Below are 14,211 nucleotides of genomic sequence, written 5' to 3'. Positions count from 1 at the left end.
CACTCGCCCCAGCTCCGCGAGTCGGAAAAGCAAACCCTCGCCCTAGACTGTGGGCATGCCCGCCTCCGGAGATCCGCGCCCCTGTTCCATCGCCGACGCCCTGGCGATCGTCGGCGAGAAGTACTCCCTGCTCGTCCTGCGCGAGGCGTGCCTCGGCAACGGACGGTTCGACCAACTGGTCCGCAACATCGGTGCCCCGCGCGACGTGCTGGCGACCCGCCTCCGGCGACTGGTCGACGCGGGGATTCTGAACAAGCACGTCTACAGCGAGCGCCCGCAGCGCTTCGAGTACCGGCCCACACAGGCGGGTCTCGAACTGGAGCCGGTCCTGATGACGCTGATGGCCTGGGGCGACCGCCATCTCCGCAAGGACGACCGCCCCATGGTGGTCGAGCACATCTGCGGCAACGAACTGGTCCCGACGGTCACCTGCGCGGCCTGCGGCGGCGAGGTGCGCCACGGGGACCTCAAGGCACACCCGCAGTCCCCCGGATGGTCGGTGACGGGCCCGACGGCCGCCGCAACCGCCTGAAGCGGTTACACGGTCCCCTTGTAGACGTCCAGCCGCCCGCACATCCCGAACTTCCCGTACGCGGCCGGCTGCTCGGCCCGCACGACGGCGTCGGAGAGGTGGGACAGGTCCCCCCGCTCCAGCCGGTCGAGCTGGTCCCCGGTGGAAGCGGCGGCGGCCCGCGCACCCCGCTGCCACCGCTCGCGCCACTCGGCGAGCCGGGGTCGTACGAGCGCCGCGGCGGCCCGGTGGAAGGCGGCGAGCGGCTCCGGTCCGTCGGCGTCACGCAGCGCGCGGTAACCCGCCACGGCCAGGTCGCGCCGGGCCCGGGCCACCCGCTCCTGCTCCTCCTGCGGCGCGTCCGGCGGGATCCGGGTCGCGGCGGAGTACGTCTCCGGGTCGGTCAGATACTCGGGCGGCAGCGTCAGTACCGCGTCGCCCGCCTCCGGCAGTCCGCTGTTCTGCATCAGCACGGTGATCCGCAGGTCGTCCTCGTCGACCAGCCGATGGATGGTGCCCGGCGTGAACCACGCCACCGTGCCCGGCGCCAGCGGCGTCACCTCGTACCCGGAGGCCGTCAGCGTCTGCACCGCGCCCCGCCCGCCGGTGACGACGTACGCCTCCGAACAGGTCAGATGCATATGGGGGGTTCCGCCGCAGACCCCGTCCGCCGCGGGCCAGTCGTAGACGGACAGATGCGAGAGCGCGACCCCGCCGGGCAGCCCCGCGAAGCCGCTCACCACGGATGCGCCTCCAGGTACTTGGCGATCTCCTCCCGCTCCCAGGCCCCGTCCGCGACGACGACCCGGTAACGGCGGGTGAGCGTGTCGCCGGGGGCCAGTTCCAGCTCATCGAAGAAGGCCCAGGAGGGGGCGACGGCGGCGAAGGGCTCGTTGCGGACGAACCAGTGGGCCGGGTGGGCGCCCCCGGCCCCCGTGTGGTCGTTCTCGGGCGCGTGGGCGAAGACGAGCGTGGCGTGCCCGTCGGTGCCGTCGTGCTCGCCGGAGTACGCGAGCCAGGGCGCCTGCTCGCCCATCAGCTCCGGGCCCTCGGCGTCGGGCCCGATGATCCGCCCGTCCCGGAAGGCCCGAGGCCCGCGCCAGAACAGGCCCGTGTAGCCGGCCATCTCGCGCCCGGCGGTGGTCGGACTGCCGAACAGCAGCGGCTCGTCACGGCGGTTGGTGATCGCGCTCGTCCAGGTCAGCGCCCAGGAACCCGCCTCCGGGTCGACGTCGTGCACCTCGATCCGACGCTCCTCGTCCGCCCACAGCTCCCCGGTGTGCGGGTGCCAGGTCAGCCGCTCGGCGATCACGACCCGGCCGCCGTCCGAGACGACCTCGTCGAAGCCGACGTGCGCCATCGAGCCGACGCGCTCCGCGATCGGCAGATAGCCCTCGCCGTGGATGTACGAGTTGCCGCCCCACAGGTTCTGCCCCGACAGATGCGAGGCGGTCAGCTGCAGGCCCTTGTGCCAGCGGTGGTCGTTGGGCCGGAAGTCCGTGACGACGTCCCCGGCCAGCGTCCGGACCGGGTGCAGATACGGCTTGGGGGCCTCCCAGTCCGCCTCCGGCCGGTAGACGTACGAGAACAGCTCGACGCCGGTGGTGGGTTCGGTGACCGTGATCCGGTCGCCGTGGGCGTGGACGACGCGCAGCCCGTCGTGGAACGTCTCGCGGGTCATGCGGGGATCTCCTCACTGGCCGCGGCGGACGCCTGGGCGGGTACGGGCGCCCAGCCGGGGGCGCCCCCGTGCAGAGCGGTGTAGTACGGGTCGCCGGGCCCGATCTCCCCGGCGCGTACGGTCGTGTCCGTGAACGCCGACTTGTACAGCGCGGTGATCAGCTCCAGGCTCGTCCGCCCATCGGGGCCGCTGCTGCGCGGACGCTCGCCCGCGCGCATGCTGGCCACCAGTTCGCGCAGCTGGGCGAGGTGCGAGCTGGGCACGTCCGCGCCGAAGTCCCGCCAGGCCGCGAGGTCCGCGTCCGGGGTGCCCGGGGCCGGGGTGATCGTCCAGTTGTCGTTGCTGTGGCCGTACAGATGGGTCAGCTCGACGGTGGCGCGCTCGCAGTCGATGCGGATGCGGCTGACCTCGTCGGGGCTGAGGACGCTGTTGACGATCGTCGCCATCGCGCCGCTCTCGAAGCGGACGAGGGCGGTCGAGACGTCCTCGGTCTCCACGTCGTGGACCAGGCGCCCGGCCATGGCCCGCACCTCGCTCCACGGACCGAGCAGATCGAGCAGCAGGTCCATCTGATGGATGCCGTGGCCCATGGCGGGCCCGCCGCCCTCGGTCTGCCAGCGGCCGCGCCAGGGCACGGCGTAGTAGGCGGTGTCGCGGTACCAGGTGGTCTGGCAGTGCGCCACGAGCGGGCGGCCGAGGGCCTGCTCGGCGATCAGCCGCCGCACATGGTTGGAGCCCGAGCCGAAGCGGTGCTGGAAGACGATCGAGGCGTACGGCCCCCCGGTCTCCGCGCCCTCCTCCGCCTCGACCGCGTCGAAGTCGGCGAGCGTCGGCACCGGCGGCTTCTCGCACCACACCCATGCGCCGGCCCGCAGCGCGGCGACCGTCTGGTCGCGGTGCAGGGTCGGCGGAGTGCAGATGCTGACCAGGTCGGGGCGCTGTTCCGCCAGCATCCGGTCCAGGTCCGTGTAGGCGTGCGGGATGCCGTTCTCAGCGCAGAAGGCCTTCACCGCGTCGCCGTCGAGGTCGACCGCCGCGACGACCTCGGTCTCGCCCTCCTCGGCGAGCCGCGCGAGCGCGGGCAGATGGGAGCCGGCGCCGATGGCACCGATGCCGATGATCGCGGCGCGGACACGGCGACCGGCCAGGGGGGCGTTCCCGCTTGCGTTGCTGGGTGTGGGCATGAACGTGATCAGCACTCCATCGGACGGACGTCGGACGTTGGCCAACGCCTGGTGGCTCGGGGTTTCCGGCGAAACGGCGACCCTCGCAACGGCAAGCGCTTTCCCTCACCCTGCAAAGTATGTGCGGACATAGTGGCCGGTCAACACCACGAATTCCGCTGTTCGACCCCTCGGCGCGCCGCCCCTCATGTCCCCCACACAGCCCTACCAAACCCCTGTGGCAGGCCTGTCATCAAGGGACGCTAGGCTGCCCCCAGCACCTGTGATCACCCGCCCCGCACGGCCGCCCGGCGGCCGGTCCGCGGCGCGGTCCGTCATCCGCCGGCCTTCCACGATCAGCGCTTGGACCACGTAACTTCATGTCTTGGTTTGAATCCCTCATCCTCGGACTCGTCCAGGGGCTGACCGAATTCCTCCCCATCTCCTCCAGCGCGCATCTGCGTCTGACGGCGGCCTTCTCCGGCTGGGAGGACCCGGGCGCGGCCTTCACCGCGATCACGCAGATCGGCACCGAGGCCGCGGTGCTGATCTACTTCCGCAAGGACATCGCCAACATCATCTCGGCGTGGTCCCGCTCCCTGTTCAACAAGGAGCTGCGCGGCGACCACGACGCGCAGATGGGCTGGCTGGTGATCGTCGGCTCGATCCCGATCGGTGTGCTCGGCGTGACGCTGAAGGACCAGATCGAGGGCCCGTTCCGCGACCTGCGCATCACGGCCACCATGCTGATCGTCATGGGCATCGTGCTCGGCGTCGCGGACCGTCTGGCCGCCCGTGACGAGACGGGCGGCAAGCACCGCGCGATCAAGGAGCGCAAGACGCTGGAGGAGCTCAGCGTCAAGGACGGCCTGATCTTCGGCCTCTGCCAGGCGATGGCCCTGATCCCCGGTGTGTCCCGCTCCGGCGCGACCATCAGCGGCGGCCTCCTCATGGGCTACAAGCGCGAGTCCGCGGCCCGCTACTCCTTCCTCCTCGCCATCCCGGCCGTGCTCGCCTCCGGCGGCTACGAACTGAAGGACGCGCTGGAGGGCGACCACGTCACCTGGGGCCCGACGATCTTCGCCACGATCATCGCCTTCGTCGTCGGCTACGTGGTCATCGCCTGGTTCATGAAGTTCATCTCCACCAAGAGCTTCATGCCGTTCGTCTGGTACCGCATCGCCCTCGGGATCCTCCTCATCATCCTGGTGTCGATGGGCGTCCTGAGCCCGCACGCAGGCGAGTCGGCGGGCTGAGGTTCCTCGTGGCCGCTTCGCGCCCCTGACAGAGGCGCGGAGTTGTGTCGACCGGCGGCTCCGCCGCGTGGGCGCGACCAGCCCCCGCCAGCCCCCAACTCCCTTCAGTGACCAACCACATACGGCATCCGTAGCCGACCCGTAGCGCACTGTCAGTTCTTGCGCCTACGCTAATCGGCATGTCCCCCGATTCCCTTATCCCTGGTTCCGTGCGGACTGCCGCGGACGTCAACGAGCAGATCCGGTCGCTGTGGCGGCGCGCGGGCGGGTCGCTGTCGGCCCAGGAGCGGACAGAGTACGAGCTGCTGGTGGTGGAGTGGGCCGCGGCGATACGCGTCGAGGTCATCGAGGCGGCGTGAACGACGACGGACCCGGCGCGAAGCTCTGACCCGCGCCCCCGGCAGTCGACGCGGCCCTTGGCTCAGCGTCCGCCGGACACCCGCAGCACCGCGCCCGTCGTGTACGAGGCCTCCGGGGAGATGAGCCAGGCCACGGCCGCCGCGATCTCCTCCGCCCGGCCGGGGCGGCGCAGTGGAATCGAGGGCGCCAGCCGCTCGGGGCGTTCCGGATCGCCCATCGTCGCGTGGATCTCGGTCTCGATGACACCGGGCGCGACCGCGTTGACACGGATGCCGTCCGGGCCCAGTTCCTTCGCGAGCCCCACGGTCAGCGTGTCGACCGCGGCCTTGGTCGCCGCGTAGTGGACGTACTCCCCTGGGCTGCCCAGCGTGGCCGCCGCCGAGGACACGTTGACGATCGTCCCGCTCCCCCAGGCCGCCATCACCTTGGCCGCCCGGCGCGAACACAGCAGTACGCCCAGGAGGTTGACCTCCACCACCCGGCGCAGATCCTCGGTGCCGATGTCGGCCAGCCTGCCGAACGGCCCCGTCGTTCCTGCGTTGTTGACCAGCCCCGTCACGGGCCCCAGCCGATCGGCCGCCGTCTCGAAGAGCCGGTCCACGTCCGCCTCGACCGAGGTGTCCATCTGGACGGTGACGCACCGGCCCCCGGCCGCCCGCACCCCCGTCGCGACCTGCTCGGCGGCCGCCCCGTCGCCGAGGTACCCCACCGCCACGTCGTGCCCGTCGGCCGCGAGCCGTAGGCAGATCGCGGCGCCGATGCCCCGGCCACCGCCCGTGACCACCGTGACCGGACGTGTCATCCCGACCTCCCAGCAATAGCGTGCCCCACCATGGGCGATCGTCCTACGCTCTCAGATGTGCCAGCACCTCGTCGTCCACGGGATACGGCCGCTCCTCGGGCAACAGCTTCTCGGCTCGCTCCGTGTCACCCTCCCGTACGAGTCCGTGGATCTGCCCGGCGAGCGGGGTCACGTCCTCGATCCCGACGATCCACTCGTCCGCGTACCGTGCCGCCGCCTCCCCCGCGAGCCCCATCTGCAGCGAGCGGTACGGCAGCGGGTTCAGTCGCAGATCGCGCTCGGGGTCCCACTGCACCCGTGCCGGGGACCGCCTCAGCTCCCGCTTCCAGGCGGCCTGGCTCTCGTGCAGCCCCGGGACGTGGTGCGAGAGGCAGGAGTGGCGCAGTGCCCACTCGAAGCCCTCGCGGCCGATCTCCACGGCCAGCACCGTCTCCTGGCCTTCCTTCAGACCCCAGCCGCAGCGGTACATCATCCACAGGAAGGAGGGCTTGATCCAGGTCAAGCCTCGCTCGCAGACCTGTTGCGCTGCTGCTGTCCTGGGCCTCGAGAAGTTCGTCACCGTGCTCGATCGCCCAGCGGCCGAGCGCTTCCATCGGGCCCTCCACCAGGCTCTGCCCCAAGCCGGTCAGGTCGTAGTCGACCCGCGGCGGCGCCTCGGCATGCGTGTGGCGCTCGATCAGTCCGCATGCCAGCAGACGGCGCAAGGAGTCGGTCAGAACCTTGTCGCTGATGCCACCGATCGCGGCGCGCAGCTCGCGACGTCGGCGCGGTCCCACACGAAGGGCCGCCAGCACTACGGGATCCCAGGTATGGGCGAAGAGATCGGTGGCCGCGCGTAACCGGCAATCGGCGACGAATTCGAGGCGGCGGGAGTCGTGATCAGTCATCTCGTCGCCCATCATCGCGGGTCGGTCATGCACTGATCGGTGCGTAACGCCTTCCCTACCGTAGCCACCCGACCGACCACTGTGGGAGAGGAACGGACAGATGCGTATCGGGATTCTGGGCACGGGAGCGCTGGCGGCGGCCCTGGGCGAGAGCTGGGCAGGGGCAGGGCACGATGTGGCGATCGGCGGGCGGTCGCGGGGCAGGACGGAGAAGCTCGCTGAGCGGCTGGGCGACAACGTGCTCGCCGTCGCGCCGCGTGAGGCGGTCATTGGGCGCGACGCGGTGCTTCTCGCCGTGTCCTGGGACGGTGTCGAGGACATGCTGGGATCAGTGGGCGCGTCCGAGGGTGTGCTCGAAGGGATGCCGTTGATCGATCCCACGAACGCCGTGACTCATGGCATCGGCACTCTGCTCACCGAACCCGGGGAGTCGATGGCAGGGCGGATCGCCGGGCTTGCTCCGGGAGCTCGGGTCGTCAAGGCGTTCCACCTCTTTCCCGCCGGCCAGTGGGCGAGCCCGCCCGGTGGTGGTCGGTCCCGTGTGGCGGTGGCGATGTGCGGCGACGATGCGAGGGCACTGCGCATCGTCGGCGAACTGGTCCGTGACGTCGGCGGGATCCCGGCGACTCTGGGGACGCTGGATCGCGTCCGCCAACTGGAGGAGGTGGCGGGTTTCGTCATCGGCCTGGCATTCGCAGGTTTCGACCCCAGTTCCGCCGTCCCTCACATCCCCTCGACCGACAGACCTGCCGACTCACAGAGGCAGTAGTACCTTTGGCCCGCCCGGTGGCATGCCACGGTCAGAGCTTGTGAGCGGGGTTTGATGACGTGACCACGAGAACCGGCAGACTGACACTATGACGCCCGATGAACTGCCTGATCATCAGTCGTTGTTGGACGGCACGGCTTGGGCCTCACTCGGCACCGCGAGAGGGAACGGTGGATTTCTGTCGGCCACGCCGGCTCGCCTCCTCGACGCCGACCCGACGATTCAGATCAGGGCCATCGGCGAACTGGAGCCGGTATGCCATCAGAACAGCTTCTACGAAGCCACGCTCCCCGTAGCGCTGTATGTGGCTGCGATCCTCGCCCACCCCGCAACGGCGACCGTCGGGCCTGGCCGTCGGGCTGACTCGGAACGAGGCTGTCCGGTGAGGGCGGCTCTGCTGGACTGGCTTGGATCACTCGCCTACGACGCCGACGACGAGCGCATTGCCGTCGCCCAGCGTCACTTCAACAGTGCCAACCTCGACGGTGGTCCAGAAACACGCGTCTTCCTGGACCACCGCCCCGCGTTCTACCGTGCCGTTTCAGCTTTCCTGTGCCACGAGAACACTGCTGTTCGTGAGGCCGCGGTCGTCGCCGCCATCCCCTTGACCGAGCATCCCGCCCTCATTTGTCACAGAGACGAACTCGGACGCCACGTCCACCGCCTCCTGGCCACCAGTACCCATCGCTACAACCGCAACCGCTGTCTGGACGCACTCAAGAACTGGGGCTACGACATCGCTGCCCTGGAGAGCCCCGCCGACATTGCAGCACGCCCTCGATACATCCGTGATGTCTGGACCGGCGGCTGCACGGAGGAACCTCCGTTCTGACTCCGGACGCCACTTGGCCCGCACGGCCGACTGTCTGCCGCCCGCGGCCGACGTGCTCCCTCGCGTCGCGCGACGGTCGAAAAATCGGTGGTCACCTCAGCTGACCGAGCCCACGCTGTACGCCATGGAAGAACCGCACCGCAGGATCCGCGCGCTTCACACGGCATCGACGATCACCGTCTACCAGGCGTACTCCCCTGAAATCGGACTGCCCGCCATCCGCGACGGCCGCTTTCCCGCCGCGTGGAAGCCTGACCGCATGACGTGGATCAAACCCAGTTTCATGTGGATGATGTACCGCTCCGGCTGGGGCATGAAGGAGGGTCAGGAGACCGTCCTGGCCTTCGAGATCACTCGCGAGGGCTTCGACTGGGCGCTGCGCCATGCCTGCCTGTCACATTACGTCCGCGGACTGCATCCCGATCGCGACACCTGGCAGCGTGACCTCAAGCGCGCACCGGCCCGTGTCCAGTGGGATCCCGAACGCGATCTGCACCTGCATCCCCTGCCGTACCGCTCGCTGCAACTGGGGCTCTCGGGTGAGGCGTCGTCGCGTTACGCGGACGAGTGGATCGTGTCCATCGGCGACGTCACCCCGCTCGCCCACGAGATCCACGCACTCGTCAGGGACGGCGAACTGGACTCAGCTGCCCGACTGCTCCCCCAGGAACAGGAGTACCCCGCCAGTGCAGAACTCCTGGCCCACCTGTGTCCCTGACCGGCACTCCGGGCACAGCCGCCGGCATCACCCACGGGTCACATGGCGGCAAGGGTCTGTGAACGCTGCTTGATGATCCAGGTCAAGCCGTGTCCACAGACCTTGTCACCTGCACGGAGGCATCGGTCGCCTCACTTGCGCGGACCGGAGACCCGCACTGAGCGCCGGCACCGGTCTCAGAGGCGACTGTACTTCTCGATGTCCTCGGTGAACTCCTTGATCGCCAGTGCGGTGAGCGTCGGCCGGGTGTCGGCGATGGCGGTCATGAAGTCATCGGTGGTGGCCGGTCGGCCCTTTCGCTGTGCGACCTCGCGCTCGAACGCCGCCTGCGCGCCCTTGCGGGCTGCGAATTCGATGTCGGCCGGGGTGAACAACTCGCTGGCCTCGACCAGTTGCATGAGGTCCACCGAGTCACCGGCGGCCCTGAGATAGCGGGCCCAGATCGCCGCGCGGGCGGTCGGGTCGGGTGGGCCGATGGGAATGACGTAGTCGAACCGGCCCGGCCGCAAGAAGGCCGGGTCCAGAGAGCGCACGGAGTTGGTGGCACAGGCCAGCAGCCGTGCGTCGTGTTCACGGAAGACAGGGATCAGTTTGAGCAACTCGTTGGTCACCCCATGTCCCGGATCGACCGCTTTCCCGGACCGCACGCCGGCGATCTCTTCGACCTCGTCGATGAAGAGCAGCACCGAGTCGAGTTCCGCCAGGTCCGCGAAGGCCTCCCGCAGCGCCGTGGCCAGCCCCTCGCTCGTGTCGGCCGCGAGCCGGGAGGGGAAGAGCTCCACGAACGGCCAGCCGAGCCGGGAGGCGACCGCCTTGGCGAAGCTGGTCTTCCCGGTGCCGGGAGGGCCGAACAGGATGATTGCCTTCGGAGGGACGACCCCGTAACGGTCGGCCAGCCCAGGCTCCGTCAGTGGGAGCACGACCCGGCGCTCGACGACCTGTTTCTCCCGCTCCATGCCGGCCATGGCGTCCCACAGTTCCCCGAGCAGCATCCGGCCGCCCAGTGACGCGAGGACATCAGCGTTGGGGGCTCCGGGTGGTTCGAGCTTCTCGTAGTAGGTCAGGCCGTCGCGGGACTGGTAGCCGGAGTGCTCCAGAGCCTTCGTGCCGGCGGCGTGGGCGGGCAGCAGCGCGCTGATGTGGCGCACGCCCAAGGCCCGCAGGCGCCGTTCGAGCTCGGCGAGGAGAGCACTGCCGATCCCGCGCTCACGCCAGCGGGAGGCGAGTGCCACCAGGAGGATCCACCCCCGCTGGCCGTAGGCCTGCGCCACGGCCATGCCCACCAGTTCATCGCCGACCACCGCGACCACCGCCGTCTGTCCTGCCTTGGCCGCGGCCATCACCTCGGAGACTGGAAACACCCGGTCCTCGTCGGCCTGACGGCTCTGGTCCCAGATCTCGATGGCCTGGTCAAGATCGTCATCGTGATAGTCGCGCAGATGCCATGGAGGCACCGCCATCACCTCACCTACCGCGGCGAACCCTCATTATCTCCTGCGGGGGTGGTGAGTGCCGAGCGCGGCAAACTCCTCGCACCTCATCACCCAAGTGTCCCAGTGAGGTGAATGCCTCCCGTCTGCCATGTCCGCCGAGCCGTCGGCCACGGGCCGGGGCGACCGTGATCGGGCCTGACGGCCGTCGGCGGCATCAGCGGCACGGCCGAGCACACCTGCTTCCCGGGGGTGGGACGGCGATGGTTCGTTCTTCGACGCTGGACCGCGCTCGAACGGGTCACTCGGCTTGCCCCGTCCCGGCGCGCCCCTGCAGGCTGTGAACGCGGCTTGATGACCCAGGTCATCCGGTCCCGCTTCCAGGCCGCCGGGAACCGGCCCTCCCGCGCGGCCGGGCCGCCGATCTCGGGGCGGTACGCCTGATACACGGTGACCGTGGACTCCGTATACCGGGCGCGGACACGGAACTTGGGCTCCGCCACCGGTTCGTTGTCGTCGGCCATCCCGCTGTCGTGCTTGTTGTCGTTGTCGACTTCTCTTTCACTCACGGGGGACAGATTCGATCACCGGAGCGCTCGCGAGCCACCCAATATCCCTGATCCCCCTGCACACCCCTTGGCGTGGCCCCTCCCCTGCCCCAACACTGAGCCGATGACGCAGCGTGTGGAGCTCGCGACCGTGATGGACCGGCTCGCCGTCGACGGCCTGATCACCGAGTACGCCGTGGCCGTGGACGACGGCGACTGGCAGGCGTACCGAGGACTGTTCGCCCCGGAGGGGCGTGCGGACTACCGCTCGGCCGGCGGTATCGAGGGGGAGGCCAGCCAGGTCGCCGGATGGCTGGCCCGGAGCATGGAGATGTTCCCGATGCGGCAGCATCTGATCGTCAACCGACGGGTGCGGTTCGGGCTCCTGGAGCAGGACACCGGCGACACCGCCCAGGTCCAGGCGGACTACATCAACCCCATGCGGTTCACGGAGAACGACGACGGTCCCATGGGCCCCGACCTCGTGTCCGGCGGCCGTTACGCCTTCGCCCTCGTCCGGACCCACGACGGCTGGCGGCTGCGCGAGGTCGTGGTCGAGGAGAAATGGCGTCGCTCCCCGAAGCGTCGCGTTCCTCGAACGCCACAACCCTGACCAGCGGCCTGACACCGGCCCGGGTTCCACCCCTAGGTCCCGACGACCACCCCGCTCGACACCCCGCCTGACGCCCCCTGTCGGAGATCGTCCCCGGCGCGCACACTGGAGGCACGCACCACCGGGGAGGGAGGCGCTGTATGGAAACGCCGGACTGGCTCGCCTCCCCATGGCGGCGCCGTGTCGCCGCCGCCGTGGCCGGTGCGCTGCCCGTGCTCGCGTTCCCGGCGCCGTCGCTGTGGTGGTTCGCGTACGTGGCCCTGGTGCCCTGGATCCTGCTGATCCGCACGGCCCCGACCGGCCGCCGGGCGGCCTACGACGGCTGGCTCGGCGGCTTCGGGTTCATGCTGGCCATGCACCACTGGCTGCTGCCGAACCTGCATGTCTTCATCTTCGTCATCGCCGGCCTGCTCGGCGCGCTCTGGGCGCCCTGGGCCTGCCTGGTGCGCCGGTTCCTGGCCGGTTCGCCCTCGCTCCGGCGGGTCGCCGCCGCGCTGCTGGTCCTTCCGTCGGGCTGGCTCGCGATCGAGCTGATCCGCTCCTGGCAGGGGCTCGGCGGCCCCTGGGGGCTGCTGGGGTCGAGCCAGTGGGAGGTGGAGCCCGCGCTGCGGCTGGCCTCGGTCGGCGGGGTCTGGCTGGTCAGCCTCCTGGTCGTCGCCGTCAATGTCGCGGTCGCCGTGCTCGTCGCCGTACGGCGGGCCCGGGTCCCCGCGATCGCCGGACTGGTCGCGACGGCGACCGCGACCTCGGCCGCCTGGGTGTGGTCGCCGCGCCCGGAGGTGGACGGCGAGGCCCGGATCGCCGTCGTTCAGCCCGGTGTCACCCAGGGCCCCGACAACCGGTTCGCCCGCGAGGAGGCGCTCACCCACGGGCTCGTCGGAAAGAACCTGGACTTGATCGTGTGGGGCGAGAGCAGCGTCGGCTACGACCTGGCCGACCGCCCCGATCTCGCCGACCGCATCGCCGCGCTGTCCCGCGAGACGGGCGCGAACATCCTCGTCAACGTCGACGCCCGCCGCTCCGACCGCCCCGGCATCTACAAGAGTTCGGTGCTCGTCGGCCCCGACGGCCCGACCGGCGACCGGTACGACAAGATGCGGCTGGTTCCCTTCGGCGAGTACATCCCGGCGCGGTCGCTGCTCGGCTGGGCGACCTCGGTCGGCAAGGCGGCCGGCGAGGACCGCAGGCGGGGCACCGAGCAGGTGGTCATGGACGGCGGCGGCGGACTGCGCGTCGGCCCCATGGTCTGCTTCGAGACCGCGTTCCCCGACATGAGCCGCCATCTCGTCCGGGACGGCGCCGAGTTGCTGCTCGCCCAGTCGTCGACCTCGACGTTCCAGCAGAGCTGGGCGCCGGAGCAGCACGCCTCGCTGGCCGCGCTGCGGGCCGCCGAGACCGGCCGCCCGATGGTCCACGCCACGCTCACCGGCGTCTCCGCGGTCTACGGCCCGAGCGGCGAGCGCGTCGGCTCCTGGCTGGGCACGGACGCGAGCACGACAGCGGTGTACGAGGTACCGCTGGCGAGCGGGACGACGCCGTACGTCCGCTTCGGCGACTGGCCGGTGCACGCGGCGCTGCTGGTGCTGCTCGCGCTGGGCGCCGTAGAGGGCGGACGGGCCGTCCGCGTCAGGCGCGACCTGCCCGGCCCTCCACCGCGTGTACCACCCGCTCGCACAACTCGTGAGTCGCCAGCGCGTCCCGTGCGCTGAGCGTCCTGCCCGCGCGGACGGCGTCGAGGAAGACGAGCACCGCCTGCTCGATGCCGCGCTGCCGGGCCACCGGCACCCAGTCGCCGCGCCGCCTCGTGGAGGGCTGGCCCTTGTGGTCGATGACCTCGGCGAGGTTGACGACCTGCCGTTTGGTGTCCTGCCCGGAGACCTCCAGGATCTCCTCCGCCGAGCCGCTCAGCCGGTTCATGATGCCGAGCGCGGTGAAACCGGCCCCGGACAGCTGAAGGACGACGTGGTGCAGCAGCCCGCTCTCGACGCGGGCCCGCACGGTCACGTCGTCGACCGGCCCCGGCACCAGGAACCGCAGGGTGTCCACGACATGGATGAAGTCGTCGAGGATCATCGTGCGCGGTCGCTCGGGCAGGCCGATGCGGTTCTTCTGCATCACGATCAGCTCGCGCGGATGGTCCGCGCACTGCGCGTACCCGGGCGCGTACCGTCGGTTGAAGCCCACGGCCAGCCCGACACCGCGCTGCTCGGCGAGCCGCACGAGCCGTTCCGAGTCGGCGAGTTCGTACGCGAGCGGCTTGTCGACGTACGTCGCCACGCCCGCCGCCAACAGCCGCTCGACGATCTCCGGATGGGCGTTGGTGGAGGCGTGCACGAAGGCCGCGTCGAGGTCCTGGGCGACCAGCGCGTCGAGATCGGCGTGCCGCTGCCCTTCCGGGAGGTGGAGGCTGTCGGCGACCCGGGTGAGCGTCGCGGGCGTCCGCGTCTGCACATGCAGTTCGACCCCCGGCTGGGTACCGAGCACCGGCAGATACGCCTTCGTCGCGATGTCTCCGAGCCCGATGCAGCCGACCTTCACAGGGGTTCTCCCGTCTACGACGTGCTGACGTGTACCTCGTCGGCAGCATACGGCCGCGCCGCAAAATGACATGACGCCGCCATCGGAGTACGTGAGACTGCAC

The 14,211-nt window shown here is 70.3% G+C and carries 15 protein-coding genes and 2 pseudogenes; 8 read left to right on the top strand and 9 right to left on the bottom strand.

Annotated elements, in window-relative coordinates:
- Positions 1-55: 55 nt before the first annotated feature.
- Positions 56-532, top strand: a complete 477-nt coding sequence (locus SGFS_RS46400) for a winged helix-turn-helix transcriptional regulator (RefSeq protein WP_286258636.1) — start codon at positions 56-58, stop codon at positions 530-532.
- A gap of 5 nt (positions 533-537) precedes the next feature.
- Here SGFS_RS46400 and SGFS_RS46395 read toward each other — a convergent pair whose 3' ends face one another.
- From SGFS_RS46395 to SGFS_RS46385, 3 genes are read right to left on the bottom strand one after another with little or no spacing between them, the layout of a single operon-like run.
- Positions 538-1,254, bottom strand: coding sequence for a cupin domain-containing protein (locus SGFS_RS46395; RefSeq protein ID WP_286258635.1), 717 nt, complete (start codon positions 1,252-1,254; stop codon positions 538-540).
- Entirely contained in the window at positions 1,248-2,192 is a 945-nt protein-coding gene (locus SGFS_RS46390) for a DUF6807 domain-containing protein (RefSeq protein ID WP_286258634.1), read from the bottom strand. The genes SGFS_RS46395 and SGFS_RS46390 overlap by 7 nt, the downstream gene beginning before the upstream one ends.
- Positions 2,189-3,376 (bottom strand): Gfo/Idh/MocA family protein, encoded by a 1,188-nt coding sequence (locus SGFS_RS46385; protein ID WP_286258632.1) that lies wholly within the window; start codon positions 3,374-3,376, stop codon positions 2,189-2,191. The genes SGFS_RS46390 and SGFS_RS46385 overlap by 4 nt, the downstream gene beginning before the upstream one ends.
- 359 nt (positions 3,377-3,735) lie before the next feature.
- Between SGFS_RS46385 and SGFS_RS46380 the strand changes: the two genes are divergently transcribed.
- Both SGFS_RS46380 and SGFS_RS46375 read left to right on the top strand, forming a co-directional pair.
- Positions 3,736-4,611 (top strand): undecaprenyl-diphosphate phosphatase, encoded by an 876-nt coding sequence (locus SGFS_RS46380; protein WP_286258631.1) that lies wholly within the window; start codon positions 3,736-3,738, stop codon positions 4,609-4,611.
- A gap of 179 nt (positions 4,612-4,790) precedes the next feature.
- Entirely contained in the window at positions 4,791-4,970 is a 180-nt protein-coding gene (locus SGFS_RS46375) for a hypothetical protein (RefSeq protein WP_286258629.1), read from the top strand.
- 62 nt (positions 4,971-5,032) lie between these two features.
- On the opposite strand, the gene SGFS_RS46370 is transcribed toward SGFS_RS46375, so the two are convergent.
- The 3 genes and pseudogenes from SGFS_RS46370 to SGFS_RS46360 form a co-directional block, all read right to left on the bottom strand.
- Positions 5,033-5,773, bottom strand: a complete 741-nt coding sequence (locus tag SGFS_RS46370; protein WP_286258627.1) for a glucose 1-dehydrogenase — start codon at positions 5,771-5,773, stop codon at positions 5,033-5,035.
- A 43-nt stretch (positions 5,774-5,816) separates the two neighbouring features.
- Positions 5,817-6,332 (bottom strand): DUF4291 domain-containing protein, encoded by a 516-nt coding sequence (locus SGFS_RS46365; protein WP_286258626.1) that lies wholly within the window; start codon positions 6,330-6,332, stop codon positions 5,817-5,819.
- Positions 6,298-6,660, bottom strand: a pseudogene (locus SGFS_RS46360) (winged helix-turn-helix transcriptional regulator); the annotation flags it as partial. The pseudogene SGFS_RS46360 and the gene SGFS_RS46365, both read right to left, overlap by 35 nt.
- A 100-nt stretch (positions 6,661-6,760) precedes the next feature.
- Between SGFS_RS46360 and SGFS_RS46355 the strand changes: the two are divergent.
- The 3 genes from SGFS_RS46355 to SGFS_RS46345 all read left to right on the top strand — a co-directional run bounded on the left by SGFS_RS46355 (position 6,761) and on the right by SGFS_RS46345 (position 8,979).
- Positions 6,761-7,429, top strand: coding sequence for an NADPH-dependent F420 reductase (locus SGFS_RS46355; protein WP_286258624.1), 669 nt, complete (start codon positions 6,761-6,763; stop codon positions 7,427-7,429).
- A gap of 88 nt (positions 7,430-7,517) precedes the next feature.
- Positions 7,518-8,261 carry a hypothetical protein gene (locus SGFS_RS46350; RefSeq protein ID WP_286258623.1) on the top strand — a complete coding sequence of 248 codons (744 nt, stop codon included), beginning with the start codon at positions 7,518-7,520 and terminating at the stop codon, positions 8,259-8,261.
- 124 nt (positions 8,262-8,385) lie between these two features.
- Positions 8,386-8,979, top strand: a complete 594-nt coding sequence (locus tag SGFS_RS46345) for a DUF4291 domain-containing protein (RefSeq protein WP_286258622.1) — start codon at positions 8,386-8,388, stop codon at positions 8,977-8,979.
- 176 nt (positions 8,980-9,155) lie between these two features.
- Here SGFS_RS46345 and SGFS_RS46340 read toward each other — a convergent pair whose 3' ends face one another.
- Positions 9,156-10,439 carry an ATP-binding protein gene (locus tag SGFS_RS46340; protein WP_020114504.1) on the bottom strand — a complete coding sequence of 428 codons (1,284 nt, stop codon included), beginning with the start codon at positions 10,437-10,439 and terminating at the stop codon, positions 9,156-9,158.
- 317 nt (positions 10,440-10,756) lie between these two features.
- Positions 10,757-10,933: pseudogene (locus SGFS_RS46335) on the bottom strand (DUF4291 family protein); the annotation flags it as partial.
- 148 nt (positions 10,934-11,081) lie between these two features.
- On the opposite strand from SGFS_RS46335, the gene SGFS_RS46330 reads away from it, so the two are divergent.
- Both SGFS_RS46330 and lnt read left to right on the top strand, forming a co-directional pair.
- Positions 11,082-11,570, top strand: coding sequence for a nuclear transport factor 2 family protein (locus SGFS_RS46330; RefSeq protein ID WP_286258617.1), 489 nt, complete (start codon positions 11,082-11,084; stop codon positions 11,568-11,570).
- Between the two features lie 140 nt (positions 11,571-11,710).
- Positions 11,711-13,279, top strand: coding sequence for an apolipoprotein N-acyltransferase (lnt, locus tag SGFS_RS46325; protein ID WP_286258616.1), 1,569 nt, complete (start codon positions 11,711-11,713; stop codon positions 13,277-13,279).
- Here the strand turns inward: lnt and SGFS_RS46320 are convergent.
- On the bottom strand, positions 13,197-14,108 hold the full coding sequence (locus SGFS_RS46320) for a Gfo/Idh/MocA family protein (RefSeq protein WP_286258615.1): 912 nt from the start codon (positions 14,106-14,108) through the stop codon (positions 13,197-13,199). The genes lnt and SGFS_RS46320 overlap by 83 nt on opposite strands.
- Between the last annotated feature and the right edge of the window lie 103 nt (positions 14,109-14,211).

The sequence above is a fragment of the Streptomyces graminofaciens genome, from assembly GCF_030294945.1.
GTDB lineage: Bacteria > Actinomycetota > Actinomycetes > Streptomycetales > Streptomycetaceae > Streptomyces > Streptomyces graminofaciens.
Note: the sequence above shows the minus strand (reverse complement) of the source record. Positions and strands in the feature narration are given on the sequence as shown.